Source organism: Leuconostoc sp. C5 (assembly GCF_056530425.1).
In genome coordinates, this window is sequence record NZ_CP134351.1 from 27501 (window position 1) to 51401 (window position 23901).

General features: G+C 38.9%; 22 protein-coding genes, 16 tRNA genes and 1 rRNA gene (1 of these 39 cut by a window edge). 28 read left to right on the forward strand and 11 right to left on the reverse strand.

All coding sequences use genetic code 11. The annotated features are described in order from the left end of the window. The 17 genes from rrf to RHP56_RS00190 form a co-directional block, all read left to right on the forward strand. Positions 1–106, forward strand: a 5S ribosomal RNA gene (gene rrf, locus RHP56_RS00110); it begins 11 nt to the left of the window's first position. Between the two features lie 40 nt (positions 107–146). Then, a tRNA-Ser gene (locus RHP56_RS00115) sits at positions 147–237 on the forward strand. A gap of 4 nt (positions 238–241) precedes the next feature. Continuing rightward, a tRNA-Val gene (locus tag RHP56_RS00120) sits at positions 242–314 on the forward strand. 40 nt (positions 315–354) lie between these two features. Beyond that, positions 355–427: transfer RNA gene (locus RHP56_RS00125), tRNA-Thr, on the forward strand. Between the two features lie 8 nt (positions 428–435). Beyond that, a tRNA-Gly gene (locus RHP56_RS00130) sits at positions 436–507 on the forward strand. Positions 508–512: 5 nt separating this feature from the next. Then, positions 513–596 (forward strand) — tRNA-Leu (locus RHP56_RS00135). A gap of 5 nt (positions 597–601) precedes the next feature. Next, positions 602–675: transfer RNA gene (locus RHP56_RS00140), tRNA-Arg, on the forward strand. A gap of 68 nt (positions 676–743) precedes the next feature. Further along, a tRNA-Pro gene (locus tag RHP56_RS00145) sits at positions 744–817 on the forward strand. 28 nt (positions 818–845) lie between these two features. Beyond that, positions 846–919: transfer RNA gene (locus tag RHP56_RS00150), tRNA-Met, on the forward strand. Between the two features lie 13 nt (positions 920–932). Further along, positions 933–1006 (forward strand) — tRNA-Ile (locus RHP56_RS00155). 24 nt (positions 1007–1030) lie between these two features. Continuing rightward, a tRNA-Ser gene (locus RHP56_RS00160) sits at positions 1031–1120 on the forward strand. 31 nt (positions 1121–1151) lie between these two features. Beyond that, positions 1152–1225 (forward strand) — tRNA-Met (locus tag RHP56_RS00165). Between the two features lie 2 nt (positions 1226–1227). Beyond that, a tRNA-Asp gene (locus RHP56_RS00170) sits at positions 1228–1301 on the forward strand. A gap of 20 nt (positions 1302–1321) precedes the next feature. Further along, positions 1322–1394 (forward strand) — tRNA-Phe (locus RHP56_RS00175). Positions 1395–1421: 27 nt separating this feature from the next. Then, a tRNA-Gly gene (locus tag RHP56_RS00180) sits at positions 1422–1492 on the forward strand. Between the two features lie 32 nt (positions 1493–1524). Then, positions 1525–1598 (forward strand) — tRNA-Ile (locus RHP56_RS00185). Between the two features lie 395 nt (positions 1599–1993). After that, complete coding sequence (locus RHP56_RS00190; protein WP_011679034.1) at positions 1994–3199, forward strand: MFS transporter; 1206 nt, start codon at positions 1994–1996, stop codon at positions 3197–3199. A 45-nt stretch (positions 3200–3244) separates the two neighbouring features. Here the strand turns inward: RHP56_RS00190 and RHP56_RS00195 are convergent, their stop codons facing one another. After that, entirely contained in the window at positions 3245–4021 is a 777-nt protein-coding gene (locus RHP56_RS00195; RefSeq protein WP_011679035.1) for a TIGR01457 family HAD-type hydrolase, read from the reverse strand. A gap of 235 nt (positions 4022–4256) precedes the next feature. Between RHP56_RS00195 and RHP56_RS00200 the strand changes: the two genes are divergently transcribed. Both RHP56_RS00200 and RHP56_RS00205 read left to right on the forward strand, forming a co-directional pair. Next, positions 4257–4700: a hypothetical protein gene (locus tag RHP56_RS00200; RefSeq protein WP_102753332.1), complete on the forward strand. Its 444-nt coding sequence runs from the start codon at positions 4257–4259 to the stop codon at positions 4698–4700. Further along, positions 4700–5491, forward strand: a complete 792-nt coding sequence (locus RHP56_RS00205; RefSeq protein WP_011679037.1) for a DUF6681 family protein — start codon at positions 4700–4702, stop codon at positions 5489–5491. Before RHP56_RS00200 ends, RHP56_RS00205 begins: the two co-directional genes overlap by 1 nt. A gap of 34 nt (positions 5492–5525) precedes the next feature. Here RHP56_RS00205 and RHP56_RS00210 read toward each other — a convergent pair whose 3' ends face one another. After that, complete coding sequence (locus RHP56_RS00210; RefSeq protein WP_010287964.1) at positions 5526–5966, reverse strand: GNAT family N-acetyltransferase; 441 nt, start codon at positions 5964–5966, stop codon at positions 5526–5528. A gap of 101 nt (positions 5967–6067) precedes the next feature. On the opposite strand from RHP56_RS00210, the gene RHP56_RS00215 reads away from it, so the two are divergent. The 4 genes from RHP56_RS00215 (at position 6068) to RHP56_RS00230 (ending at position 10865) form a co-directional block, all read left to right on the forward strand. Beyond that, the gene (locus RHP56_RS00215) at positions 6068–8266 is read left to right on the forward strand and encodes an LTA synthase family protein (protein WP_014324132.1); all 2199 of its coding nucleotides are present in this window, start codon (positions 6068–6070) and stop codon (positions 8264–8266) included. 53 nt (positions 8267–8319) lie between these two features. Next, positions 8320–9381 carry a glycosyltransferase gene (locus tag RHP56_RS00220; protein ID WP_042252537.1) on the forward strand — a complete coding sequence of 354 codons (1062 nt, stop codon included), beginning with the start codon at positions 8320–8322 and terminating at the stop codon, positions 9379–9381. 67 nt (positions 9382–9448) lie between these two features. Then, positions 9449–9889, forward strand: a complete 441-nt coding sequence (locus RHP56_RS00225) for a MerR family transcriptional regulator (protein ID WP_010284476.1) — start codon at positions 9449–9451, stop codon at positions 9887–9889. 82 nt (positions 9890–9971) lie between these two features. Beyond that, entirely contained in the window at positions 9972–10865 is an 894-nt protein-coding gene (locus RHP56_RS00230; protein ID WP_010284478.1) for an RluA family pseudouridine synthase, read from the forward strand. A gap of 73 nt (positions 10866–10938) precedes the next feature. Here the strand turns inward: RHP56_RS00230 and RHP56_RS00235 are convergent, their stop codons facing one another. From RHP56_RS00235 to RHP56_RS00245, 3 genes are all read right to left on the reverse strand, one after another. Further along, the gene (locus RHP56_RS00235) at positions 10939–11691 is read right to left on the reverse strand and encodes an MIP/aquaporin family protein (protein ID WP_010284482.1); all 753 of its coding nucleotides are present in this window, start codon (positions 11689–11691) and stop codon (positions 10939–10941) included. Positions 11692–11783: 92 nt separating this feature from the next. Then, positions 11784–13835 (reverse strand): copper-translocating P-type ATPase, encoded by a 2052-nt coding sequence (locus RHP56_RS00240; protein ID WP_102753331.1) that lies wholly within the window; start codon positions 13833–13835, stop codon positions 11784–11786. Beyond that, a complete protein-coding gene (locus RHP56_RS00245; RefSeq protein ID WP_011679041.1) occupies positions 13832–14257 on the reverse strand; it encodes a CopY/TcrY family copper transport repressor in 426 nt (141 codons plus the stop codon). Before RHP56_RS00245 ends, RHP56_RS00240 begins: the two co-directional genes overlap by 4 nt. 201 nt (positions 14258–14458) lie before the next feature. On the opposite strand from RHP56_RS00245, the gene RHP56_RS00250 reads away from it, so the two are divergent. The 5 genes from RHP56_RS00250 to RHP56_RS00270 are packed head-to-tail and all read left to right on the forward strand — an operon-like array spanning position 14459 to position 18258. Beyond that, positions 14459–14824, forward strand: a complete 366-nt coding sequence (locus RHP56_RS00250; protein WP_010289471.1) for a GntR family transcriptional regulator — start codon at positions 14459–14461, stop codon at positions 14822–14824. Then, positions 14821–15726, forward strand: coding sequence for an ATP-binding cassette domain-containing protein (locus tag RHP56_RS00255; protein ID WP_102753330.1), 906 nt, complete (start codon positions 14821–14823; stop codon positions 15724–15726). Before RHP56_RS00250 ends, RHP56_RS00255 begins: the two co-directional genes overlap by 4 nt. Next, positions 15723–16556: an MFS transporter gene (locus tag RHP56_RS00260; protein WP_025267643.1), complete on the forward strand. Its 834-nt coding sequence runs from the start codon at positions 15723–15725 to the stop codon at positions 16554–16556. Before RHP56_RS00255 ends, RHP56_RS00260 begins: the two co-directional genes overlap by 4 nt. Positions 16557–16581: 25 nt before the next feature. Next, positions 16582–17487 (forward strand): ABC transporter ATP-binding protein, encoded by a 906-nt coding sequence (locus RHP56_RS00265; protein WP_011679044.1) that lies wholly within the window; start codon positions 16582–16584, stop codon positions 17485–17487. Positions 17488–17490: 3 nt separating this feature from the next. After that, a complete protein-coding gene (locus RHP56_RS00270; RefSeq protein ID WP_011679045.1) occupies positions 17491–18258 on the forward strand; it encodes an ABC transporter permease in 768 nt (255 codons plus the stop codon). A 51-nt stretch (positions 18259–18309) separates the two neighbouring features. Here the strand turns inward: RHP56_RS00270 and RHP56_RS00275 are convergent, their stop codons facing one another. From RHP56_RS00275 to argC, 6 genes are all read right to left on the reverse strand, one after another. Further along, positions 18310–19170 carry an aldo/keto reductase gene (locus RHP56_RS00275; protein ID WP_011679046.1) on the reverse strand — a complete coding sequence of 287 codons (861 nt, stop codon included), beginning with the start codon at positions 19168–19170 and terminating at the stop codon, positions 18310–18312. A gap of 362 nt (positions 19171–19532) precedes the next feature. Continuing rightward, positions 19533–19604, reverse strand: a tRNA-Asn gene (locus RHP56_RS00280). Between the two features lie 58 nt (positions 19605–19662). Next, complete coding sequence (locus tag RHP56_RS00285) at positions 19663–20781, reverse strand: aminotransferase class III-fold pyridoxal phosphate-dependent enzyme (protein ID WP_102753329.1); 1119 nt, start codon at positions 20779–20781, stop codon at positions 19663–19665. Between the two features lie 10 nt (positions 20782–20791). Beyond that, the gene (gene argB / locus RHP56_RS00290; protein ID WP_014324140.1) at positions 20792–21526 is read right to left on the reverse strand and encodes an acetylglutamate kinase; all 735 of its coding nucleotides are present in this window, start codon (positions 21524–21526) and stop codon (positions 20792–20794) included. A gap of 43 nt (positions 21527–21569) precedes the next feature. Then, positions 21570–22784 carry a bifunctional glutamate N-acetyltransferase/amino-acid acetyltransferase ArgJ gene (gene argJ, locus RHP56_RS00295; protein WP_102753328.1) on the reverse strand — a complete coding sequence of 405 codons (1215 nt, stop codon included), beginning with the start codon at positions 22782–22784 and terminating at the stop codon, positions 21570–21572. Between the two features lie 44 nt (positions 22785–22828). After that, a complete protein-coding gene (gene argC / locus RHP56_RS00300) occupies positions 22829–23869 on the reverse strand; it encodes an N-acetyl-gamma-glutamyl-phosphate reductase (RefSeq protein WP_102753327.1) in 1041 nt (346 codons plus the stop codon). Positions 23870–23901 lie beyond the last annotated feature (32 nt).

Consider the following 23901-nt stretch of genomic DNA (forward strand, 5'->3'; position numbering starts at 1 on the left):
TAGCATAGAGGACACACCTGTTCCCATACCGAACACAGAAGTTAAGCTCTATAGCGCCGAAAGTAGTTGGAGGATCGCTTCCTGCGAGGATAGGACGATGCGGTGCCGTACATAGAAAAGAAGTAGAGAGCAGTAGGAAGATAATCGGAGAGGTGTCCGAGTCTGGCCGAAGGAGCACGGTTGGAAACCGTGTAAGCAGGGGAACTTGCTTCGAGGGTTCGAATCCCTTCCTCTCCATCATGGACGCTTAGCTCAGCTGGGAGAGCACCTGCCTTACAAGCAGGGGGTCACAGGTTCGATCCCTGTAGCGTCCATTGACATTCATGTCAAACTTGCCACGTCGGGATAAGCGATGCCGACTTAGCTCAGTTGGTAGAGCACCGCTCTTGTAAAGCGGGGGTCGAAGGTTCGAGTCCTTTAGTCGGCATAATTTATGCGGAAGTAGTTCAGTGGTAGAACATCACCTTGCCATGGTGGGGGTCGCGGGTTCGAATCCCGTCTTCCGCTTCTATGCCGGCGTGGCGGAATAGGCAGACGCACAGGACTTAAAATCCTGCGATAGAAATATCGTACCGGTTCGATCCCGGTCGCCGGCATATATGCACCTATAGCGCAATTGGATAGAGCGTCTGACTACGAATCAGGAGGTTGCAGGTTCGACTCCTGCTAGGTGCATAGAGGTTGAAGGAATTCAAACTCTTTTTTTAAGTTTAGTGGGGCGATAAGCTCTCGATAGACTAATTCGGGATGTAGCTCAGCTTGGTAGAGCACCTGGTTTGGGACCAGGGGGTCGCAGGTTCGAATCCTGTCATCCCGATTGATTAGGGAAGCTAATCAAGACAGACCGCGGTGTAGCTCAGCTGGCTAGAGCGTTCGGTTCATACCCGAGAGGTCGAGGGTTCGATCCCCCCTGCCGCGATAGGCTCGATTTAGGACCATTAGCTCAGTTGGTTAGAGCAGACGGCTCATAACCGTCCGGTCGTTGGTTCGAGTCCAACATGGTCCATGCAGGACAAGTAAGAAAGATAATGGAGAATTACCCAAGTCTGGCTGAAGGGAACGGTCTTGAAAACCGTCAGGTCGGGAAACCGGCGCGTGGGTTCGAATCCCACATTCTCCTTAGGCATTTGAAGAAGGTGTCATAATATAATCGCGGGATGGAGCAGTCTGGTAGCTCGTCGGGCCCATAACCCGAAGGTCGTAGGTTCAAATCCTGCTCCCGCAATTGGTCGCATGGTCTAGCTGGTTAGGACGCCTGCCTGTCACGCAGGAGATCGCGGGTTCGAGCCCCGCTGTGACCGTTCATTGGGAACAATGAGATGGCTCTGTAGCTCAGTTGGTAGAGCAATGCATTGAAGCTGCATGTGTCGGCGGTTCGATTCCGTCCAGCGCCATAGGGAGAGGATCCCGAAGAAAAGCTTGCGAATGTAGTTCAATGGTAGAATTCCAGCCTTCCAAGCTGGCTATGCGGGTTCGATTCCCGTCATTCGCTTTTGTCTATGTAAGAGTAGGCAAGGGGAATACGGGCCATTAGCTCAGTTGGTTAGAGCGCTGTGTTGATAACGCAGAGGTCCCAGGTTCGAGTCCTGGATGGCCCATTAAGAAGTAGGAGAGGTTTAACTCTCCTTTTTTGTTGTGTAAAACCTTTGTATTGTTTTCTTCATATAGAAAAAACTAAGAAATAATTACTGTAAATTACTGAAAGAAAATAAATTTCACAAGAGGAAACAAGCAATTTAATAATATTAAAAGCTTATTTGTCAACTTATTTGACAAGTATATAAGTGAATTAAAAAAATTTTGCAACCTTTGTGAAATCGTGGTAATCTAATATCAACGGCTTAACGATTACATTATTTTCATGCAAACGCGCGCAGTGTTAAAATGATTGAAGGAACGCGATATGCATGTTTTAAAATCTGATTTCAAGTTTGCACCTACATAGCTACTTTGCTATTGTTAGAGTTGCTAAATAGAATTTGAGATTGGGAAAATGGAAGAAAAATTATTTAATAAAGGCTTTTTAACAATTACTATTATTAACTTTATCGTGTACTTAGTGTATTATCTGATGATGGTTATAATTGCTGTTGTTGCACACAATCAACTACATGCTTCGTTTGGGCAAGCGGGATTGGCCTCTGGGATTTATATCATAGGAACGTTAATAGCTCGGCTAATAGTTGGAAAAGAGTTAGAACTAATCGGACGGAAAAAGATTGTTCGATGGGGCGCTATTCTATATTTAATTACAACAATTGCTTACTTATTTGTACCAACAGTCGCTATATTAGATGCGGTACGTCTCTTTAATGGTTTTGCGTACGGAATGACTTCAACAGCCCTAAATGCTATTGTGACCGAATTTATTCCTGAGAAACGCAAAGGAGAGGGTATAAATTATTATGGGTTGAGTACAAGCTTAGCTGCGGCTATTGGCCCCTTCATTGGTTTATTGTTATTGAATGCAACTAGTTTTCGATTTATCGTGATATTATCGGTTATCTTAATTGGAATTTCAATGGTTGCATTGTTTGCAATTAAAATTAACAATGTGACGCTTTCACCAGAACATTTATCCGAATTGAAGTCTTGGAAGGTTTCTAGTTTCATTGAATTTAAAGTATTATTAATTGCTGGTGTAGGATTTTTGATGGGCTTGTCTTATTCGTCAGTACTATCATTTTTGGCTTCATATGCGGAAACTTTGAACTTGGTTTCAATTAGTTCATTCTTTTTCGTAGTCTATGCCGGTATTGTAACATTGACAAGGCCAATGTCAGGACGTATTTTTGATCGCTTTGGTGAAAATTATGTTATGTATCCGAGCTACTTTTTCTTAGCTCTTGGTTTAGTTGTTTTGGCATTGACTCATAATGGATTTACTTTGTTATTGTCCGGTGCATTCATTGGTTTAGGATATGGAACATTCATGTCAAATGGTCAAGCGGTTTCCTTAAAGTTAGTTTCGAGTCATCGTGTCGGTATTGCTTTATCAACATACTTCATCGGCTTGGACTTGGGGTTAGGTGTCGGACCATACGCTCTTGGTGCTTTACACGCCGTGTTGACATTCCGTGAACTGTATTTGGTTTCAGCTGTTATTCCCGTGATTTCAGCAATACTTTATCTGGTATTTTATCATCCAGATCGCATCAAAAAAAATGTAGCAACCATTCCTAGCGAGGAATTAGCTTAAAAATAAAAGCGGTATGTTTCACGTGAAACATACCGCTTTTATTTTTTAAATTGTCCAATTGTCTAAAGTTTCAACTTCATGGGTTGGCTTTTGAACCATCTGAGAAATTTGCTTAGGTGTAGAAACGCCTGAATATACGAGTAATGTGTCAATTTGTGAATTAATGCCGGCAAGAATGTCAGTATTGTAATTATCACCAACCATAACAACATCTTGTTGATTAATATGAAGCTTGTTTAACGCACCATCCATAATGGGTATTTCTGGTTTAGCTATCACAGTTGGCTCAACCTGTGTTGCAGTTTGGATGGCAGAAATTAATGAACCAGCTCCAGGTAACATGCCACGTTCATTGGGTAAATTAGTATCACGATTTGTTGCAATAAACTGTGCACCTTGTTGGATTGCTAATGTAGCGGTAGTGAGCTTTTCATAGTTGAATGCTCGATCTAGTCCGGCAACAACAAAATCAGCATTTTCGTCACTAGTTATTGTAAAATCAGCATTTATTAATGCATCCCGTAGACCAGATTCGCCTATTATATATACTCTTTTTTTGTCAGGTGAAGCAATCGTTTTAAGAAAATCGGCTGTTGCCATTGAGCTAGTATAAACTTGGTCGGCCGATGTTTCAATATCATGGTTTTTGGTTAAGTTATCAGCCACGTCTTCTGGGTTTTTGGTTGAATTATTGGTTACAAATAGGTAAGGAATATTAGCTGCCTTTAGTCGATCAATGAAACGTTTTCCAGAAGGCATCTTTTTGTTACCTTGATATATTGTGCCATCTAGGTCGATGAAGTAAGCTTTATATTTTGACATGTTTAATCTCCATTTAATATTGAATGTCTATATTATACCCATCAACATTGGTTGATATCAAACAACGAATCAACGGACTTCTCTCCCATCTCAATCTCCCTAAAATAAAATCTCCTAAAATATTTTATAAATATAGTTCGCCCGCAAGTAATTGCGGGTTTTCGTTGGTTATAGGTTAAATCTTTATCCTAATTTGATATAGAAAGGGTAAAATAGAATAACAGGGGAATAAATTATGCCTAAAAAATATCGAACACCACCGTTTTTAACACCATCAGCTATTGTTTCCTTAATTGTTGCTATCAGTGCTGCAAATTTAGCAGTAAACGTTGCAACTGGTACAAGTGAAGGTGGGAAAGTATCATCAAGTGCTAGTAGTGCCATGAGCACTTCGATGATAACAAGTAGCACAACAAGTAAATCGACTAGTAGTGATGATAAATCAAGTAGTTCATCAACGTCTAGCAGCGATGACGAGTCAAGTTCAACATCGGATGATACATCAGCTGATGATACGTCATCGGCTGCTACAACTTCGGCCGCAGATACGACAACCTCAAGTGCTGCTACATCATCATCTGGTACATCATCTTCAGCAACATCGTCAAGTGATAATAATGCAACATCAAGTTCATCAAATGCAACACGCACAACAAGTAGTTCGGAGGATACCCAATAATGCTGACAGTTCTTGATTTAATTAATCATTATCTCGGATATTTTACGACAAATTCAAAAACCAAAGGTCGCATATATACTGTTGTTGGGGCCGGGGGTGTTTGGTATCTACTTTATTTAGCCTATCGTTTTTTTGTGAATGGTCGTTGGTTGCGTGGTGCATTAATTGCTGCAGTATTCTTGCTATTACTTTACTTCGTCATTTTGAATATAATATATTATTTTACGAAGCATACGAGTAAGTGGGATGTTTCACCTAGGATTGAGAAATTATTAGGGGGACCTCATGAGGAAAAGAGTGAACGTGAATCGGAGACGGTTATCATGCCGGCTAATGGACTATACAGTCGACAGAATGTTATGTCAGGCACAGTGGTAAGTGACGCGCAGCAACAAGCCAATCTAGACACGCTTGCATTAGAGATGCGACAACTTGATCTAATAGCAAATGATTACGGGCATCTTGGTGAACAAGCACAACGACAAATTATTGCGCAACAAGGAGTAATTTACGCCAACCATCCTGGGACTTTGTTACCTTATTTTGCAATGCGTGAAAATAATGGTACGCTACAAATATTCGGCGGCATTAACCAATTACAAGCTCGAGAATTGGGTAATGTTTCTATGGTTGGTCTAACACCTACGGCTCAAGCATTGACTAATTATCGCTTGGCAATAGCCTCAGTAGTTCTTATAGGAGGGCCAAGTCATTTAGCGACACGGAGTGAGTTAGTTGATGACGTGCAGCCGTACAAAATAAAAATAGAAATAGCTTATGATCATATATAATAATACTATCGCATAAAAAAGAGCTAATAATTGATTATAGCTCTTTTTTCATATGTATATGTTGTATTCCAGCTTCAAAGAAAGTCGCTCCAATCGCTGCAAAGCCGAGTGATTCATAAAATCCTCGGGCCTGAACTTGAGCACCAAGGACAAGATTTTGAATACCATAAGATGGTGCTAGGGTTTCAATGTATTCCATAAGTTTTCTACCTAACCCCTGTCCACGAAGAGGAAATAATGTAGCGACACGTTGTATGTGCCAAGTATCATCTGATTCAGCTAATACACGAGCAGTGGCTGCAAGTTTGTTATCAACATAAATAACGATATGGATAGCATTCTCTTCAGCAGCTTGATCATTCAATTCATCTTTAATGTCAACCCCTTGCTCAACAATAAAAACTGCTTTACGTATTGCTAGGGCATCTTCGTGGATAGGTCCGAGGCCTTGTTCATGTTTAATCTGTATTTTCATAGCATTATTATAGCAAGTTAAGTGCAAGAAAAGCAATGGGGATAACAGTGAGACGCTGGTTCAGCAGAAATTATAAACCTAAACCCTGCAAAGTTGGTATAATGATAGTTATGAAAAAATATTTAAAAAATATTTGGCATGAAACTTTGGCGCCAAAAAATTGGATTAAACAGCTGAATACTCGTACAGGTTTTTTTACGTGGACGGTTGTATTATTTACGTTAAAAACAATTTTGGCATATGGTGCTGATTTTTATTGGTTACATGTCTCCGACCCTTTGCAGATATTCTTGATGCTAGTCAATCCAATCGGGTTTACGATAATTATCTTTAGTATTGCGTTATTTATTAAGCCTAAGCAATTATACTATGGTGCATTGATTTTACTTGATGCCGCAATGACCGGCCTACTATATTTAAATGTGATTTATTTTCGTGAGTTTTCTGATTTTATGTCAGTTAACACAATGTTGGGATACAGTTCGGTTAATCAGGGTGGAAAAGCAGCTGGAGCAATTGCGTTTGGGATTCATGATGTATTTTTCTGGATTGATATTATCATCCTGATTGGCTTATTCTTAGCGCGAAAGATTCATTTTGATAGTCGTCCAATGATGCGGTTACAACCATTTAAAATTTTAACCATCGGTGTATTTATTTTTATGGCCAATCTATTGTTGGCTGACTTGAATCGCCCACAATTACTGGTTCGGCAGTTCGATCGAGAGTACATGGTTAAATACCTTGGTATAGGACCGTTTACAATTTATGATGCCATCAATACATATCAAACTAGTCAAATCCGAAAAACGGCTACGCCATCAGAATTGACAGCTGTGCAAAACTACATTAAGAAAAACTATGCTGCGATTAATCCTAAATTTTACGGAAAAGCTAAGGGAAAGAATGTAATCGTCATTCATCTGGAAAGCTTTCAACAAATGTCAATTGATCGAAAAATAAACGGGCAGGAAGTCACACCATTTTTGAATAGTCTTTACCACAGTAAGTCAACCATTGCTTTTGATAATTTTTTCAATCAAGTTGGACAGGGAAAAACGTCAGATGCAGAAAATATGTTAGAAACGTCTACATTTGGTTTGCCCCAGGGGTCTTTATTTACTAAATTGGGTGATGATCAGACTTTCCAAGCGATGCCAGCAATTTTGAATCAACGGGCCGGCTATTCCAGTGCAGTATTTCATGGTAATATGGGTTCATTCTGGAATCGTAGTACAGTTTATAAACGAATGGGTTATCAAAATTGGGTTTCAGGTGATTATTTCGATATTACTGGAAAAAAAGCAACTTCTTGGGGTCTGAAGGATAAGTTGTTATTTCATAATTCAGTCCCTTATTTGGAACGGCTACAACAACCATTCTATGCTAAATATTTAACAGTAACTAATCACACACCGTTTACTCTAGATAAACAAGATCAAGACCCTAATTTCCAAACGAGCAATACTGGATCAAAATTAGTTGATAATTATTTCATTACTAATCATTATCTTGATCAATCTGTGAAAGAATTTTTTGCTTATCTGAAAAAATCGGGCTTATATAAAAATACAGCTGTTGTTTTGTACGGTGATCACTATGGTATTTCAAACACAGATGCCTCTTATTTAGCTTCACTATTAGGAAAAGACTCTGACGACTGGACTGATCTAGATAATGCAAACCTTCAGCGCGTACCATTTATTGTTCATATTCCGGGAATGAAAAACGGTTATGTTGACCATACTTATGGTGGTGAAATTGATGTGGCCCCAACGATAGAACATTTATTGGGCATTAGTACGAAACGTTACATTCAATTCGGGCAGGATTTATTGAGTAAAAATCATAAGCAAATTGTCGTATTTCGAAATAAAGACTGGATAACGCCAGAATATGCCAGTCTATCGGGAAGAATATGGAATACTAAGACAGGGCAAGAGATTACAACTCCAGGTAAGGCATTGCAGGCCAAGGTTGATAAAATTCAAGCATATGTAAATAAAAAGTTATCCATGTCAGATAACTTAAATCAAAAAAACTTACTTAAATTCTATACACCTGAAGGCTTCAAGACAGTCAAGGCCAATAGTTTTGACTACAGTAAAGAAGCGACCATTAAACGACTGAAGAAACAAAATAAAAAATTGGGAACAAAATCAACAAGTTTGTTTGCTCAAAATGGTAATAAGTCGACATTGAGTGATTATATTACTGATGCACCGGAAGTTGATGATGAAACGACAGATACAACCAGATTATTGCCACGAAATGCGGATGATTGGAGTAACGACGAATAATTTTTTAGAAATCAACCTGTCGTGATGACGGGAATATAAATTTGGAGTAATATATGGCAAAAATTTTAATTGCGCTCGAAAATATTGAACTCGGGGGAATGAAGCGAGCAACAACTGTCGTCGGTAATGCATTGGCAGCAAGCCATGAAGTTACCTATTATAGTTTTTCTGATTTACCACCGTTTTATGGATTGTCAGCACCTTTAGTTGTTGCTTCACCCGCGCTACGTCTAACAAGTGAAGCGCATCCATTTAAAAGATACGCCCAAGCTATTGAAAATTTCTCACTTTTAGCACAGCGCTATGATGTGGTTATTTTAGCAGGTGGACTACTATCCAGTTTTGCAGCTGTTTTGAAACCAAAGTTGCCACATACAAAACTGCTTGGGTGGATGCATAACAACATTACGACTTATAGAGATCAATACTATGCAATGATGCGCGAGGAATTTATAGCTGGCTTACGTGTTTTAGATGCGGTAGTGGTACTAACTGATTTTGATTTAGGTGGCTTTAAAAAATACAATGAACGTACGGTTAAAATTTGGAACCCTTTGACAATTGCACCTAAAGGCCCTTCTAAATTGGAGAAACACATTATATCGTTTACGGCACGTATTGCTATTCAACACAAAGGAATTGATTTTGCTGTACAATTGGCCACTAAATTACCGGATGATTGGCAATTAGCAATTGCCGGGGGTGGGATGCAGGAGGATATGGAAACCTTTGAGCAATTAATCAATGAGTACGGGGCGCATGAAAAAATAATATATCGTGGTCCATTGAAAGATAATGAATTGCGTGACCATTATCGTAACTCAAGTTTATTTCTGCAAACATCACGCTGGGAAGGATTACCGCTTGTCCTAGTTGAGGCAATGAGTTTTGGTTTGCCAATTATCGCTATGAGACAGACAGGGTCCGCAGAAGTATTAAAAGAGGGTGAATTTGGGGTTTTGATAGAGAACGGTGACATTGATGGGGCAGCTATAGCGATTCAACGGCTAATCAACAGTCGTCAGCAGCAACTTGATTTAGCAGAAAAGTCCTTAAATCGTGTTCGTGATTTTCAAATCGAACCCATTTTGAAACAATGGGAAGCTTTATTTTAATTATTATATAGATATTTGTTGACAAGTAACTTGACAACTATATAATATTAACTTAGAGGTCTAATTCATGGACAATCGCAGCACCATTCATAAAAAAACAGCATTCGATAAGTTACAATTCGGCATTGGTGATCTTGCGCGGATGACAGGCGTGTCTACCCGACAACTGCGTTATTGGGAAAAACAAGGTTACGTTAAGGCACTGGATCGTAATGACGATCAAGAATCCCGCTTATATGGCTTTCGTGCATTCTTAAAGGTTAGCATTATTAAGCAACACATTGATGATGGCGATACCTTGCGTACAGCAGTGATTCATGCTAATGAACACATTGACAGTGCAATGATTACAAAGCATATTATGAAACAAGCATTTCAGGGCCTAGAAGACTTTCAAGGTACTGTGGCAGTAAATATGGGTTACTTTGATGACGACGAGACACAATTGCTATACGTATTTTTAGAGGATGGTAAAGCCAAGTATCGCGTTGTCGATAGTAAAAAATGATTGTCAAACAGACAGTCATTTTTTATTATGTATACTCACATTTCTGTGTTGGGCAACTGAATGAAAATAGCGAATTAGATATATGAAAAAGTGGCAGTATAATTTTATAATAACATCCCAGAATTCTGGCCAAACTGTTAAGGAACTATTGATAAAATGGTACGTGCCACAAAGGATTCGCGGCGCTTTGCGAATTAAAAAGCATTTTAGTGTGAACAATATTATTGTACCTACCAACTATGAATTACGAACAGGGGATCAGTTGCAGCTTAATTTCGATGCAGATGACTTTCGTACTAGTGAATCAAATTATCTACCCAACCATCAGAAGTCGGTAAATATCATTTTTGAAAATAAAGACTTGGTTGTTATTGATAAACCTGCAGGAATGAAAATGCATCCGCATTCGCCAACGGAAACTGATACTTTGTTGAACTATTTAGCAGGTGAGTTTATTCAGCGAAAGGTCAGTGATCAGCCTTATATGGTTCACAGGATAGATCGAGCAACTTCAGGTTTAGTAATTGTAGCAAAGAACCCCGTCGTGGTACCAATTCTAGATAGAATGTTAGCAGATAAACGGATTGTACGAACTTATGTAACGTGGGTTAGTGGCGTCGTGCAAGATAATCATGGTACAATCGCAAAACCGATAGGAATCGACGCTCGAGATGATCGAAAACGTGCCGTTGACGGGAAAGAAGCCCAAGTGGCGATGACACATTGGTGGCGAATGCATACGGTGTTTTGCAGTTCATTACTACGGGTGCAATTAAGTACGGGGCGCATGCATCAGATACGCGTGCACTTAGCTAGTATAGGACACCCTATTGTTGGGGATGAACTATACGGTGGAGTATACAATGGCCGTATGCTGCTACATTCAGCAACCATAAAAATACCATTGCCGTTTGATGAGGGAGTAAGAATGATTACAGGACCACTCCCAAGCGATTTTCCAAGACAGCTACGATAAGCAACACAAAAAGACGAACACTTGAATGAGTGTTCGTCTTTTTATCTGACATCATTATTTGACTAAGATGAAATTATGCTTTTTTAGTTTCTTTAACTTCTTTTGGTGTGCTTGCAACTTCTTCCTTTTTATCAAGGAAGTTAGCGGCAAATGCTGCCAATGCACCACCAAGTAAGTCAGCAACTAGGTAAACCCATACATGAGTAAGTGCTTTACCTTGAACAAAAATTGCTGGGGCTAATGCACGTGCTGGGTTGAATGCACCACCAGTAATTGGTAATACAACAACAATTAATACGGCCAACCAGATACCGATAATAAATGGTGCTGGTACGTTATTCAACTTAGTAACAATTGCGATTACCAAAACGAACAAGAATGTTAATACAAGTTCAAATGCAAATGCATACCAACCTGAACCATCAGAGAAGTTTGTTTGTCCAAGACCAGCTAAGGATACGAATTGTTTTACGGTCATTGATTGACCAGACAAAGCAGTAGTTACAGTTGATGATTTCAGGTAAGCTGTTACACCGCCATAGACAGCAGCAGAAGCAACAATAGCACCAAGTAATTGTGCAATCACATAGCCAATAAATGTCACCCATGGTAAACGCTTTTGAATAGCCATTGCCAATGAAACGGCAGGGTTAAAATGTCCACCTGAGATATGACCAAAGGCATAGATGGCAACGGCTAATGAAAGACCGAATGCCAAACCGACAGTGATGGCCGATTGTGTTGTAGCAGCTGAATAAACAACGCTACCAGTTCCAAAGAACACTAGCATAAATGTTCCAAGGAATTCTGCGATATACTTACGCATGAAATTTCTCCTTATATGTATGTAAAATTACCAATATCTACTATTATACACTCTTAGATTAACTGGTTGTTAAATATTAAGGAAAGGTATAACTAATGCTTTAATAATAATGCATTAATTGCAACAATGATTGTGGACAGTGACATAATTAATGCGGCAATCATTGGGTTTAGCATTATACCAGCAAATGCCAACACACCGGCAGCTAAAGGAATAGCAATAATGTTGTAACTAGCTCCCCACCACAGGTTTTGCACTTGTTTAGTATTGCTACGCTTAGCTAGATTAATAAAGTCAATAATTTTTGATAACTGATCAGCTATTAATATAGCATCAGCGGAAGCATGTGCTACTTCCGTTCCAACACCGATGGCAATACTTAAATTAGCTTGAGCTAAGGCTGGGGCATCATTAATACCATCACCAATCATCATTGTCGTACCATGTTGTTGATACTCTGAAACCAGATTGATTTTGTCTTGAGGGGATACTTGTGAATGGATATCTGTTATTTTTAACTCGTCAGCAATCTGTTTAGCAGCCAATTCGTTGTCACCTGTGATCATAACAGGTGTGATCCCTTGGTTCAATAAGGTGCGAATAAAGGCAGGAGCTGATTCTTTGAGATGGTCCCCTTGTGCTATTGCAGCTATAACGCGTCCCTCTTCCAATAAGTAAGAGATTGAGCCTTCCGTTTGTAGTGGCGTAAAAGTAATATGATTTTGTTTGAGATATTTTGCCGAAGCAAGTGTATATAATTGATCATCTATTTTACCACGTACACCATAACCGGCAATGTTTTCTACGTGTGATGCTTGTATTTTTGGCGCGTGTTGTTCTTTTGCGTAGTTAACAATGGATTGCGCAAGTGGGTGGGTAGATTGCTGGTCTAATGCGCTCATAATTCCTAGTGCTTTACTTTGATCAAAGTCATAGACACTAAAGCGCTGTACAGTAAATTTTCCAGTTGTTAATGTACCAGTTTTATCCATCAAAGCAAACTTTAAATGATTTGCTGCCACTAGTGCTTTACGATTTTTGATTAATATGCCTTCTTTTGCTGCAATCGCCTTTGTTCGATTGATGACCAAAGGTACTGCTAGACCCAAAGCATGGGGGCAGGCAATGACTAACACAGTTGCGGCAATATTAACTGCAAAACCTAGTCCGCGTAGTGGCGTCCAAATAAGTAGAGAACCAATAGCAAATAATAGAGCCACCCAAAACAACCATGCTGCGACTTTGTCTGCTAGTGTTTCAGCGCGTGATTTCTTATCTTGAGAAGATAGTAAGGTTTCTTTTAGCTGGCCAATAAATGAATCATCCCCAACAGTCGTTAATTTGACATCGAGCGTACCATTACCATTAATGGTACCACCAACCACTTGAGAACCTATTTTCTTTTCGACTAGTCGACTTTCACCAGTCATTAAAGATTCATCAACCTGGCTTACACCTTCAACTACAGTACCATCAGCAGGGAAAGATTCACCAGCCAACACACGAACAATCATGTTTGATTTTAGTGTGTCAATAGGCATATCCATCAACATATCATCATGTTTGACATGAGCAATGTTTGGCATTAATTCGCGTAACTTAGCCGTCGCATCTCCGGCTTGCATGGTCACAGACATCTCAATTCGGTGACCTAGAAGCATAATAACATTTAGTGTTGCAAATTCCCAAAAGAAATCCATAACGTGAACATGAAATAGTTGCGTCGATAGAACCGCGTAAATAGAATACCAAAAAGTAACATTCAGTCCGACGGTAATTAAGCTCATCATAGCGGGCTTTTTAGTACGAAATTCAGCGTGCGCACCATCCCAAAAAGGTTTGGAACCAATGAAGTAGAGGAGGGTAGATAATAGCGCAGATACCCAAGAACTGCCAGGAAAAGTAAAAGTAAATGGCAAATGGATACCCATGAAGGGTGTGATAATGATGATTGGAAGCATTAAGAAAAAAGCCCACCAAAAACGGCGTTTCATGTCTGACATATCCATACTGTCCATGCCGGCATGAGAAGTGTGTTCATGACTGGACATGTCCATATGATCGTGGTTCATGCTTGACATGTCATGGTGCTCATGTGATGTATTTTTATTTGTCATATTCATGTGATCATGGTTCATAGTCATTTACAATCCTCACAGTTTTCGGGTAGACAGTTACAAGCAATGCTTTCCGGGGCATTTTTCACTTTTTGTGCTAGTAACGCTTGTAGTTTGACAATGTCTGATTGAGATAAGGTCATGTCAGCAAGTACATCCACTAATGTGTGGCCTATACACATGGCACACATATCGTCGATTGTGGCACGTAGTGTTTGGGTCATCGTTTCATGTTCACCTACAGTTGGTGTGTATAATCGATTGCGTGTAGCACCATCTGTACGTAACAATCCTTTTTTTAGTATTCGGTTGATCAACGTTTTAACCGTTGATGGCTGCCAATCTTTCTGGTTGTGCATAATATGAATGATTTGATTGGTGGTAGCTTCACCTAACGTCCATATCACACGCATTATTTCCCATTCACTTGTTGTTAGTAATTTATTCATACTTTTAGTCTACAACTGTAAACTAAAAAACACAACTATTTTGAATGCTTTATAAATAAAAATGATTGACAAGACAAAGTGTACTGTGTATTATAGTACACGTAGTACAGATATCATGGGGAACAATGAAACACACAAAGGAACAGTTATTGATAGGACAATTTATAAAAACCTATCAAAATTTAATAAGGAAGTGCACAGATGGCGCAAATTCAACGCAGTCAACCATTATATGAGCAGTTAATGTGGCGTATTAAAGCGCAAATTGCGTCTGGTGTATTGCATATTGGTGATAAATTACCATCAGTCCGAGAAATGGCTTTAATTGAGGGATTAAATCCAAATACAGTGGCAAAGGCTTATAAGGCTCTTGAAACGCAAAATGTGATTGAAACGGTGACTGGTAAAGGTACTTTTGTTCGCGAAAACGAGGGTATTGTAGATGATAAATTATTAGCACAATTACGTTTAAAAATGACCGAAATTGTTATTGAGGCCAAACGTGCATCTATTGATGCCAAGCAGCTACATAGTTGGATTGAAGAATTATATGGAGAAATATCATGAGTTTAATTTTAGAAAATATTTCTAAAAAGATACACCATCATGCCATTCTAAATAATGCAAGCTTTGAACTCAAAGAGGGAGAAGTTGTTGGTCTAGTTGGGCGTAATGGTACGGGGAAAACAACTTTATTTAGAACAATATCTGGGGAGATGCAAGCTGATTTTGGTCGTATTGGTCTAGATAATAAAGATTATATGAAAACAATTGCAGTTCACGACCAATTATTTTATATTGATATGCCAGACAATTGGCTAGCATATTACACACCAAAGCGGATTAAATCAATTTTATCTGTCGCTTATGTGAATTTTGATTCAGAATGGTACGATGAACGTTTGAATCAATTTGGACTAAACAATAATAAACGTGTTCAAAATTACTCAAAAGGGATGAAAGCGTTGTTCACGATTATTGTCAGCTTCGCTAGCCGTGCCCAATATGTTTTATTAGATGAACCGCTTGATGGATTAGACGTATTAGTTCGAGATCAGGTAAAACAGTTAATTATTGACCGTGTTACAAAAAATAATACGACTGTTCTCATTGCGTCACATAATTTGGTTGAACTTGATACTTTAGTTGATCGTATTCTATTGCTAAAAGATGGTACAATTGATCGCGCATTTGCGATTGAAAATAATAAAAACATTAAAAAGTATCAACTGGCTTACGATGGGGATGTGATGCCAGAATTTCTAAGGAACAATGGGACGATCATTGCTCAGGTTGGTCATATTGTAACCATTGTGTTTGATAATTTTGATGAAGATATTGGTATTAGGTTAGCTGGATCGGATTTCAAGTTCATAGAAGAACTACCCATTAGCAGTGAAGACATATTCCGCGCGAGCTTTGCCAACGAAGTATATGCTTGGCAGCAAGAATTAGGGGGTGAACAATGAAACAAGCACTACGGCTATATGGCAGGATTAAATCTAATCAAATTATATTAATAGCGATCCTTGGTGTTCTAGTGACTTGTTTTATTGGGGGCGTGAATACATATTATGGGAGAGCAATAACAAACATAGGAAGTGACAGCGAGTTGGGAGGCGTACTTATGGGTATAATGCTCATAGCAGCAGGCGCCGCTACGTACGCAGATCAAACAAGACACTTGAATACCTGGTTGAGTACGCAAAGTGCCTCTAGAAGGCAGTTCTTCATCAGTAAGGTGGTGTGGATGATTATTGCGCCAATTATATTGGGTGCTGCTATTGACTTATTTATGTCCATTACAATACGCTCTGATAATTTGCACAAAGTGGCGAGTAACAATTTAAACGACGGTGTGGAATTATTTTACGTGGCTAGTGTGGTGGTGTTGGTTAGTACAATTGTTGGACCAATATGGCAAAAAATCGTAGGTAGTTTTTTTGCATTAGTTGTTTGCTCATCACTATCTGTGGGTGTGAACACAATATCTATTGACTTTGGGATGAAAGAACTAGTTCAAAACGCTGAGTTCACAACGTTAGTTACATTTATCGTAGCACTGCTCTTACTGGGTGCTAGCTACTATATTGTGGGCATTATCGGGATAGAAAGTGAACACGACGCAGTACGTGTACCGGCTTTGCGGTGGCCAGTGGTTATATTTGTGTTTATCTCAACACTGTTCTTGCCACTAAATGAGAGTCCACTGACAGCAAGCTCATTCGTATTACCAGTAGTTTTGAGCGTAATCACATTCATCTTCGTATTTAAACCAAAATTATCTTGGCAAAAATAGTTGATTCAATAAAAAGGGGAAAAACATGGCATTATTGGAAGTAAAGAACGTTAATAAAAAGTATGGTAATAGAGCAGCAATGGACGACGTCAGTTTCAACGTTGAAGCTGGTCACATTGTTGGATTGATTGGTCCCAATGGCGCTGGTAAATCAACAACCATGCGTGCTATTACTGGTTTAATGAGCTACTCATCTGGACAAATCACGTTTGATGGGCAACCTGTGACCTTTAATAATCATAGTGCGCTTGATAAAATTGGTAATTTGATTGAATATCCAGCCATTTATCCGAACTTAACCGCGCTAGAACACTTGAAGTTGTATGCAATGGACACAAAAAATCCCGCTGATTTCAAAGAATTAATGCATAAAACGCAAATTGACGGGGACAATTTTGGAAAACGCAAGGCGAAAAACTTTTCATTAGGCATGAAACAGCGCCTTGGTATTGCTATTGCGCTCATCCGAAATCCAAAATTAGTTATTTTGGATGAACCAATGAACGGACTTGACCCACAATCTGTTCACGACTTGCGTGAATTAATTCGCTCATTGGCTGAAGAAGGGGTGGCTTTCTTGATTTCAAGCCATCTATTGGATGAATTGCAAAAACTAGTTGATGATGTTGTAATCATTAATCACGGTAAAATTATTCAAACGGCTACCATAGAAACTTTCTTTATTCATGACCAAGCACGTTGGACATTTGACACTAGTGATAATGAATTAGCTCTACAAATAGCACAAGATAAAAACTGGCAAGCTACAATTGACAACAGTCAGTTGCAAATTAGTGGGGCAGAAAATTTGCAGCAAGTGATCACAGCACTCAATGCGGCCAATATACAAATTCAATCACTTAATACTGCAACTGGCAATCTAGAAAAGTCACTACTTGATATGCTAGCGGCTGATAATCAGGGGGAATAACGCATGTTAACATTAATGAAGCAAGAATATTACAAAGCATTCAAGCAAAATAGATTATACATTTGGTTGATTTTGGGATTTATTTTTCCCATTGCTATCATTGGTATCTTTAAGTCAACAAGAACAGCTGGATCGATTATTAACCTTGGTCAGTCCTTAATTTATGTTGAAATGGCAGGAATCATTATTACTGCTTTGTCTATCTCCCAAGAGTTCGGTTTTGGTACAATTCGTCCATTGCTGTCACGTCGCTTTAGTCGAGGTGAAGTGTTCATCAGTAAGTTGTTATTAAATATTAGTGTTTACATTGGATTGTTTTTATCAGCTTTTATTGGCACTGTTTTGGCTACTGCTATATTTGCCCCTAAATATGATTTCTCACAAAAGTTAGGATATATAGGGAACAGTTGGCAGGGCATGATGATTTCGATTATGGATGTAGCACTTCAAATGATATTTGTGGCTGCATTAGTATTGATGGTTACTAATATGGTCAAGAGCTCAGGAGCTGCTATTGGACTTGGCGTAGTTATGATTGTTGCTACACCAATCATCTCTGTCATTTCGTTAAAATTAATTGATTTAGCACCAATCTTGAAGTGGAATCCATTCAATATATATTTAGGTATTGCTAGTATTGGACAAGTTAAACCTAGTATAATGGCACAAATAATGGATATGTCACAAGGAGCAATGATATCAGCATACTTGATATATATTGTGTTGATGTACGGTATCGCTTATTTAATCTTTAGAAAACGCAGCGTTTAAAATTAGTAAATAATAAAAAACACGAACTCACATTACGTTCGTGTTTTTTATTTAAAAATCGGCTGAGGAAGCATCAGTATGGAATCCACCCACGCCAGTGAGTGAATCTAATGATTCAATTTCTGCTGATGTTAGAGCAAAGTCGAATACATCGGCATTTGCTTTAATGTATGTTTCATGTGTTGATTTTGGTAAAGGTAAAAATCCCTTATCCAAGGACCAACGAATTAATATTTGCGGTACGGATTTATTGTATTTTTCACTCAGACTAACGACTTGTGGTAAATCAACGAGCTTTCCTGTACCTAGTGGGGAATAGGCTTCGTTAAGCATGCCATGATCTTTATCATAGTCAACTAATTCTTGTTGGTTATCAGAAGGGTTTAAAAAGTTTTGATTAACCATGGGTGCTATGGTTTGTGTTTTAGCTAGCGCTTCTAGATGTTCAATTTGGAAATTTGACACGCCAATGGCTGTCGTTTTTCCTATTTTATATTCGTCTTCCAAAGCACGCCAAGTATCCGCGTTTGCATCAATCCAGGCATCCTTTCCTTGTTTTTGAAGGGCAGCAGGATTTGGCCAATGGATTAAATATAAATCAACGTAATCTAAGCCAAGCTTGCTAAGGGATGTGTCAAGCGCTTGTATAGCTCTTTCATATGTGTGCGCATCGTTCCAAAGTTTAGTCGTCACAAACAATTCATCACGTGGAATACCAGAATCTTTTATGGCACGACCGACAGAATCTTCATTACCATATACAGCCGCTGTATCGATGTGGCGATAACCTGCTTCTAGAGCCCAACGTACAGACTGATAAGCTTCTGTACCGTTTGCACTTTGCCAAGTTCCAAACCCAATTATGGGAATTTCGATGCCGTTGGTTAGCTTATATGTATCTACAAGGGACATGTTATTTACCTCCGTGAGCCTTTTATTATACGGTGTTGTTTTGATAGCACCAGTTACCATCAGTATAACATGTCAGCCTCACTAATTGATTTTTAGTGCACGGAGAAAAATAATTATTTTAACACTGGTTTAATGTTAGTGCAGTACAGTGATTATATTGACAATAATACTTAATTTGTCAAATTAGCGAAGCCCCCTAAAAAAGATACACTCAATCTATTATTATTCTCTCAAATTATAATTCTCTTCTCTCCCCCGTATCTTTGGATGCGGGGGTTTCGTTTTTGAGTGGTGAAAGAATCTAGCTGTTTTAAAGTAACTAAAAAACACCAAAACCTTATCGATTTTGGTGCTTTTTTATACTGCTCCACTTGGATTCGAACCAAGGACCTGCGCATTAACAGTGCGTTATTCTACCACTGAACTATGGAGCAATTAGCTGAATTAATCAACTATTAAAGTATATCAACGTTGGAATATCTTGTCAACAGTTTATTGCGAAAGTAACTGCTTAATTTTTTGTAGTGCTGTTGTGAGCTGTGATTCTGATATTGTCAGTGGCGGTAACAAACGAAGCGTATTGTGCCCCGCACCCAAAGTAACAATTTTTTCATCCAATAAGTCAGCAACAACTTGCTTTACAGGTATATTTAATTCAATACCGGCCATCATACCAAGGCCACGTACTTCAACAACGTTCCTTAACTCTTTGAAGGCTGCCAATTCCTGCCAAAAAAGATTAATTTTTTCTGAAATATTAGGCAGAATTAAAGATAATTCGTCTAGCGTTGCACTAGCAGCACTCATAGCCAGTGGATTCCCACCAAATGTTGAACCATGTGCATTATATGAAAATGAACTGGCAAATTCGTTTTTAGCAAGCATTGCACCCACAGGGACACCGTTAGCCAATGCTTTGGCATTCGTAAAAATATCCGGTTGAAAATGATAATTTTCAAATGCAAACTTTTTCCCCGTGCGTCCCATGCCAGTCTGTACTTCATCAATCATGACTAAAGACCCATTATCATGAACTATTTGAATTAGTTCTGTAACAAAATCTTGATGCGCAGGAATGACACCTCCTTCGCCTTGAACAAGCTCAAGCATTACGCCAGCAACGTCTTTATTAAGGAGTTCTTTTAAACTATTAATGTCATTAAATTCTGCATACTGGAACCCATCTAACATAGGTAATCCATAATGAATGCTATCTTGTCCAGTTGCTGACATAGCACCATAAGTACGACCATGAAAAGAGTTTTTGAAAGTAATGATTGTTTCCCGCTTAGTCACTAAACGGGCTAACTTAATTGCCGCTTCGTTAGCTTCCGCTCCTGAATTAGCAAAATAAGTGGTATAATCTTCACCACCTAATTTTGCTGCCACAGTTTCTTGCAATTCATTTTCGTATAAATTAGGCAAGTGCCAGATTTCTTTAGCTTGAGCAATAAGTGCTGACTCAACAGCATCATTATTTGCGCCAACATTATAGACACCAATACCACTGGATAGGTCTGTGTACTCATTGTTCTTACGGTCAGTCCAGGTGGCATTTTTAGTTTTCTTAAATGTTAGTGGGGCACGTTGATAGTTTGGAAATAGCGTCATGTGATATACCTCAAATTGTGACAATAGTACCGGGATGGGTGACTGTATTTGTAATATGAACAGCGCGCACGCCATGACGTGCTGCAAATAAGGCACTGTTTACTTTTGGAATCATGCCACCGGTAATCATCTGTTTTTTTTGTAATTCTTCCATCGTTTTGGAAGTTAGATTTTGTAAAACGTTTCCCTTAATTTTCACACCAGAAACATCTGTCAATAGATATAATTCGTCAGCCTTTAGATACTTAGCCAGAGCTGTCGCTGCGTGATCCGCATTAACATTTAACCACTGACCACTATTAGTAATTGCCATCGGAGCAATAATAGGAATGAGATTTTTTTCCCAAAGGTTATGAATTAATTTAGTATTCACTTGGTGAATGTTGCCAACGTATCCGAATGTGTCTTGATCAATTGTGTGACCAGTTAACAGTTGATCACTTGCAGCATTTAATCCAATTACAGATAGGCCGTTGACACGGCAAGCTTCAAGTAGCGCAGGTTGTACCTGACCAAGGAGTGCCATTTTTGTGATGTTGATACCATTTTGTGTTGTAAAACGAATACCGTTTATCTTCTGAACAGGTTCATTAAGTTGTGACATTAAGGCAGAAATAGTGTCACCACCGCCATGAACAATTGCAATTTTATAATGTTGTTTTTGCCAAAATTTGATAGTATCAAAAAAGGCAGGTGTAAGTTGAGTGGCGGCGTTGCCACCAATTTTGATGACTATTTTTTTCATTAGACTTTATCTCCCATAAAACGAACAAGATGAGAATGAATTCTCACGTTGTATAAAGTGCATTAATTTTTACATATTCGTATGTTAAATCTGAACCCCAAGCACAACCGGATTCAGTACCGGCATGTAAATCGACATCAATGTGAATGTCATGCTCCTCAAGTTTTTCTGCCATGGCATCGGCATCAAAATCTGCAGGGGCACCATTTACTAATACAGCGATTTTATTAATGCTAATATCAATAAGATTTGGGTTAAGATCGACATTGCTGGCTCCAATAGCAGCGATAATGCGGCCCCAATTAGGATCTTTACCAAAAATAGCTGTTTTTACTAATGAGGAACCGACAATTTTTTTAGCAACCATTCGCGCATCAAGAGCACTTTGCGCATGATTTACAGCAACAGCAATTAATTTAGTGGCGCCTTCACCATCATTAGCAATAGCAATCGAAAGGGCGGTAGTTACGGTGTGTAACATGTCTTTGAATTGCTCATATTCAGCTGTATGATTCTCAATCATTTTATGACCAGCTAAACCGTTTGCCATTACTAAGACAGTGTCATTAGTTGATGTATCACCATCGATTGTAATTTGATTAAAACTTGTCTCAACATCTTCTGAAAGTGCTTGCTGTAAAAGTTTAGCATCAATGTTAATATCGGTCGTTATAAATCCAAGCATGGTAGCCATATTTGGATGTAACATGCCCGAACCTTTTGCCACACCGCTCATTGTGACAATTTTGCCCTGAATAGTGGATTGAATGGTAATTGATTTTTCCTTAGTATCAGTAGTCATAATGGCGTGCGCAAACCCATTTGTGTCGCCATCAATCTTTAACTGTTTGATACCGTTGATAATCTTATCGATTGGCAGTACTTTGCCAATAATACCGGTAGAAGCAACGCCAACCAGGCTGGTATCGATGTTTAGTTGTTGTGCAGTAAACTCTTGCATAGATTCCGCATGTGACACACCAATGCTACCGGTGACAGCATTAGCATTTCCAGAATTAACAATAATGGCTTGCAATTGACCATTTCGAATCGTTTTTTTATCCAGTTGAACTGGAGCGGCCTGCACTTGATTCGTTGTAAAAACCCCGGCCACACTAGCTATCACGTCACTGTAAATCCAACCGAGATCTTTTGATTTGTGCTTGAGACCAACGTGTTGGCCATCCGCGTGAAATCCTATGGGAGCAGCAATGTCAGCTGTTGATAGTGTTGTAATTTGATTTAATAATTCTGTCATAAGGATTTTCCTAAGTATATTTTTAGACGTTAGTATAATGAATATTATGCGTATTGAGCAATTAAATGAAGTCCTGTGCTTTCCTCTAGATCAAACATATGATTCATGTTTTGGATAGCTTGTCCAGCAGCGCCTTTGATCATATTGTCAAGAACACTAACAATGGTGAGGTATTTGGTATCAGGATTGTATGTTAGTCCGATATCAGTAAAGTTAGTACCGATAACCTGTTTGATGCTTGGTAATCGATTTTTGGGCATGACACGTACAAATTGCTTATTTGCATACGTTGCAGTGTATAATTCCTGAATTTTTTCGGCCTGGCTGTCGTCGTTTATCTTGACATAAGCACTGACAAAAATGCCGCGATTAATTGGTAGTAGGGATGTGGTGAATTGAATATGAGCAATATCGGATTGCCATTGTTGCAGTTGCTGGGTAATTTCAGGAATGTGTTGATGATGGTTGGCCTTATACATGGTGAAGTTTTCATTAACGTTAACAAAATGACTCGCTAATGTCAGGGATTTGCCAGCACCAGATAATCCGCTTTTAGCATCAATGATGATGTTATCTTTATCAAGCAGGTGGTTTTGTGCAAGAGGGGCAAGAGCAAGAAGTGTGCCCGTGGCATAACAACCAGGATTGGCAATGTAAGTTACTTTATTGTCATAAAAATCTGCTAAGCTGTAGTGTGCTTGTTGAATCGCTTCGTCAGAGGCTGGTTCGTTTTTGTACCATTTTTTATAAATATCAGCGGGAAGACGAAAATCACCAGATAGATCAATGACGGGAAACTTAGCTTGAATAAAGTCCTGAGCTAAATCTTTGGAAACGCCACTGGATGTTGCAAAAAATACAAGATCCGCTTCTTGCATAATATGCATTGGGTCGAATGTCGTAGGCGTTAAATTATACATTGATTTTAGATGCGGAAACTGTTCGCTAATGTCAGTGTTTTCTGTTTGGGTATTATGTATGGACACAACCTTAGCATTAGGGTGATTGTAAAGCAGTCGCAATAATTCAAGACCGCCGTATCCTGTAATGCCAACGATAGCAATTTTTATAATTTTGTCTGTCATGGTGTGCCCTCCTTGTGTTTGATGTTTTAAAT

Coding starts and splice junctions, on each gene's coding strand:
- RHP56_RS00230 (WP_010284478.1), top strand. CDS start 9,972: ATGAAAAAGTGGCAGTATAATTTTATAATAACATCCCAGAATTCTGGC.
- RHP56_RS00210 (WP_010287964.1), bottom strand. CDS start 5,966: ATGAAAATACAGATTAAACATGAACAAGGCCTCGGACCTATCCACGAA.
- RHP56_RS00265 (WP_011679044.1), top strand. CDS start 16,582: ATGGCATTATTGGAAGTAAAGAACGTTAATAAAAAGTATGGTAATAGA.
- RHP56_RS00225 (WP_010284476.1), top strand. CDS start 9,449: ATGGACAATCGCAGCACCATTCATAAAAAAACAGCATTCGATAAGTTA.
- argJ (WP_102753328.1), bottom strand. CDS start 22,784: ATGACAGAATTATTAAATCAAATTACAACACTATCAACAGCTGACATT.
- RHP56_RS00235 (WP_010284482.1), bottom strand. CDS start 11,691: ATGCGTAAGTATATCGCAGAATTCCTTGGAACATTTATGCTAGTGTTC.
- RHP56_RS00220 (WP_042252537.1), top strand. CDS start 8,320: ATGGCAAAAATTTTAATTGCGCTCGAAAATATTGAACTCGGGGGAATG.
- RHP56_RS00275 (WP_011679046.1), bottom strand. CDS start 19,170: ATGTCCCTTGTAGATACATATAAGCTAACCAACGGCATCGAAATTCCC.
- RHP56_RS00245 (WP_011679041.1), bottom strand. CDS start 14,257: ATGAATAAATTACTAACAACAAGTGAATGGGAAATAATGCGTGTGATA.
- RHP56_RS00215 (WP_014324132.1), top strand. CDS start 6,068: ATGATAGTTATGAAAAAATATTTAAAAAATATTTGGCATGAAACTTTG.
- RHP56_RS00190 (WP_011679034.1), top strand. CDS start 1,994: ATGGAAGAAAAATTATTTAATAAAGGCTTTTTAACAATTACTATTATT.
- RHP56_RS00255 (WP_102753330.1), top strand. CDS start 14,821: ATGAGTTTAATTTTAGAAAATATTTCTAAAAAGATACACCATCATGCC.
- RHP56_RS00205 (WP_011679037.1), top strand. CDS start 4,700: ATGCTGACAGTTCTTGATTTAATTAATCATTATCTCGGATATTTTACG.
- RHP56_RS00250 (WP_010289471.1), top strand. CDS start 14,459: ATGGCGCAAATTCAACGCAGTCAACCATTATATGAGCAGTTAATGTGG.
- argB (WP_014324140.1), bottom strand. CDS start 21,526: ATGAAAAAAATAGTCATCAAAATTGGTGGCAACGCCGCCACTCAACTT.
- RHP56_RS00200 (WP_102753332.1), top strand. CDS start 4,257: ATGCCTAAAAAATATCGAACACCACCGTTTTTAACACCATCAGCTATT.
- RHP56_RS00195 (WP_011679035.1), bottom strand. CDS start 4,021: ATGTCAAAATATAAAGCTTACTTCATCGACCTAGATGGCACAATATAT.
- argC (WP_102753327.1), bottom strand. CDS start 23,869: ATGACAGACAAAATTATAAAAATTGCTATCGTTGGCATTACAGGATAC.
- RHP56_RS00270 (WP_011679045.1), top strand. CDS start 17,491: ATGTTAACATTAATGAAGCAAGAATATTACAAAGCATTCAAGCAAAAT.
- RHP56_RS00240 (WP_102753331.1), bottom strand. CDS start 13,835: ATGACTATGAACCATGATCACATGAATATGACAAATAAAAATACATCA.
- RHP56_RS00285 (WP_102753329.1), bottom strand. CDS start 20,781: ATGACGCTATTTCCAAACTATCAACGTGCCCCACTAACATTTAAGAAA.
- RHP56_RS00260 (WP_025267643.1), top strand. CDS start 15,723: ATGAAACAAGCACTACGGCTATATGGCAGGATTAAATCTAATCAAATT.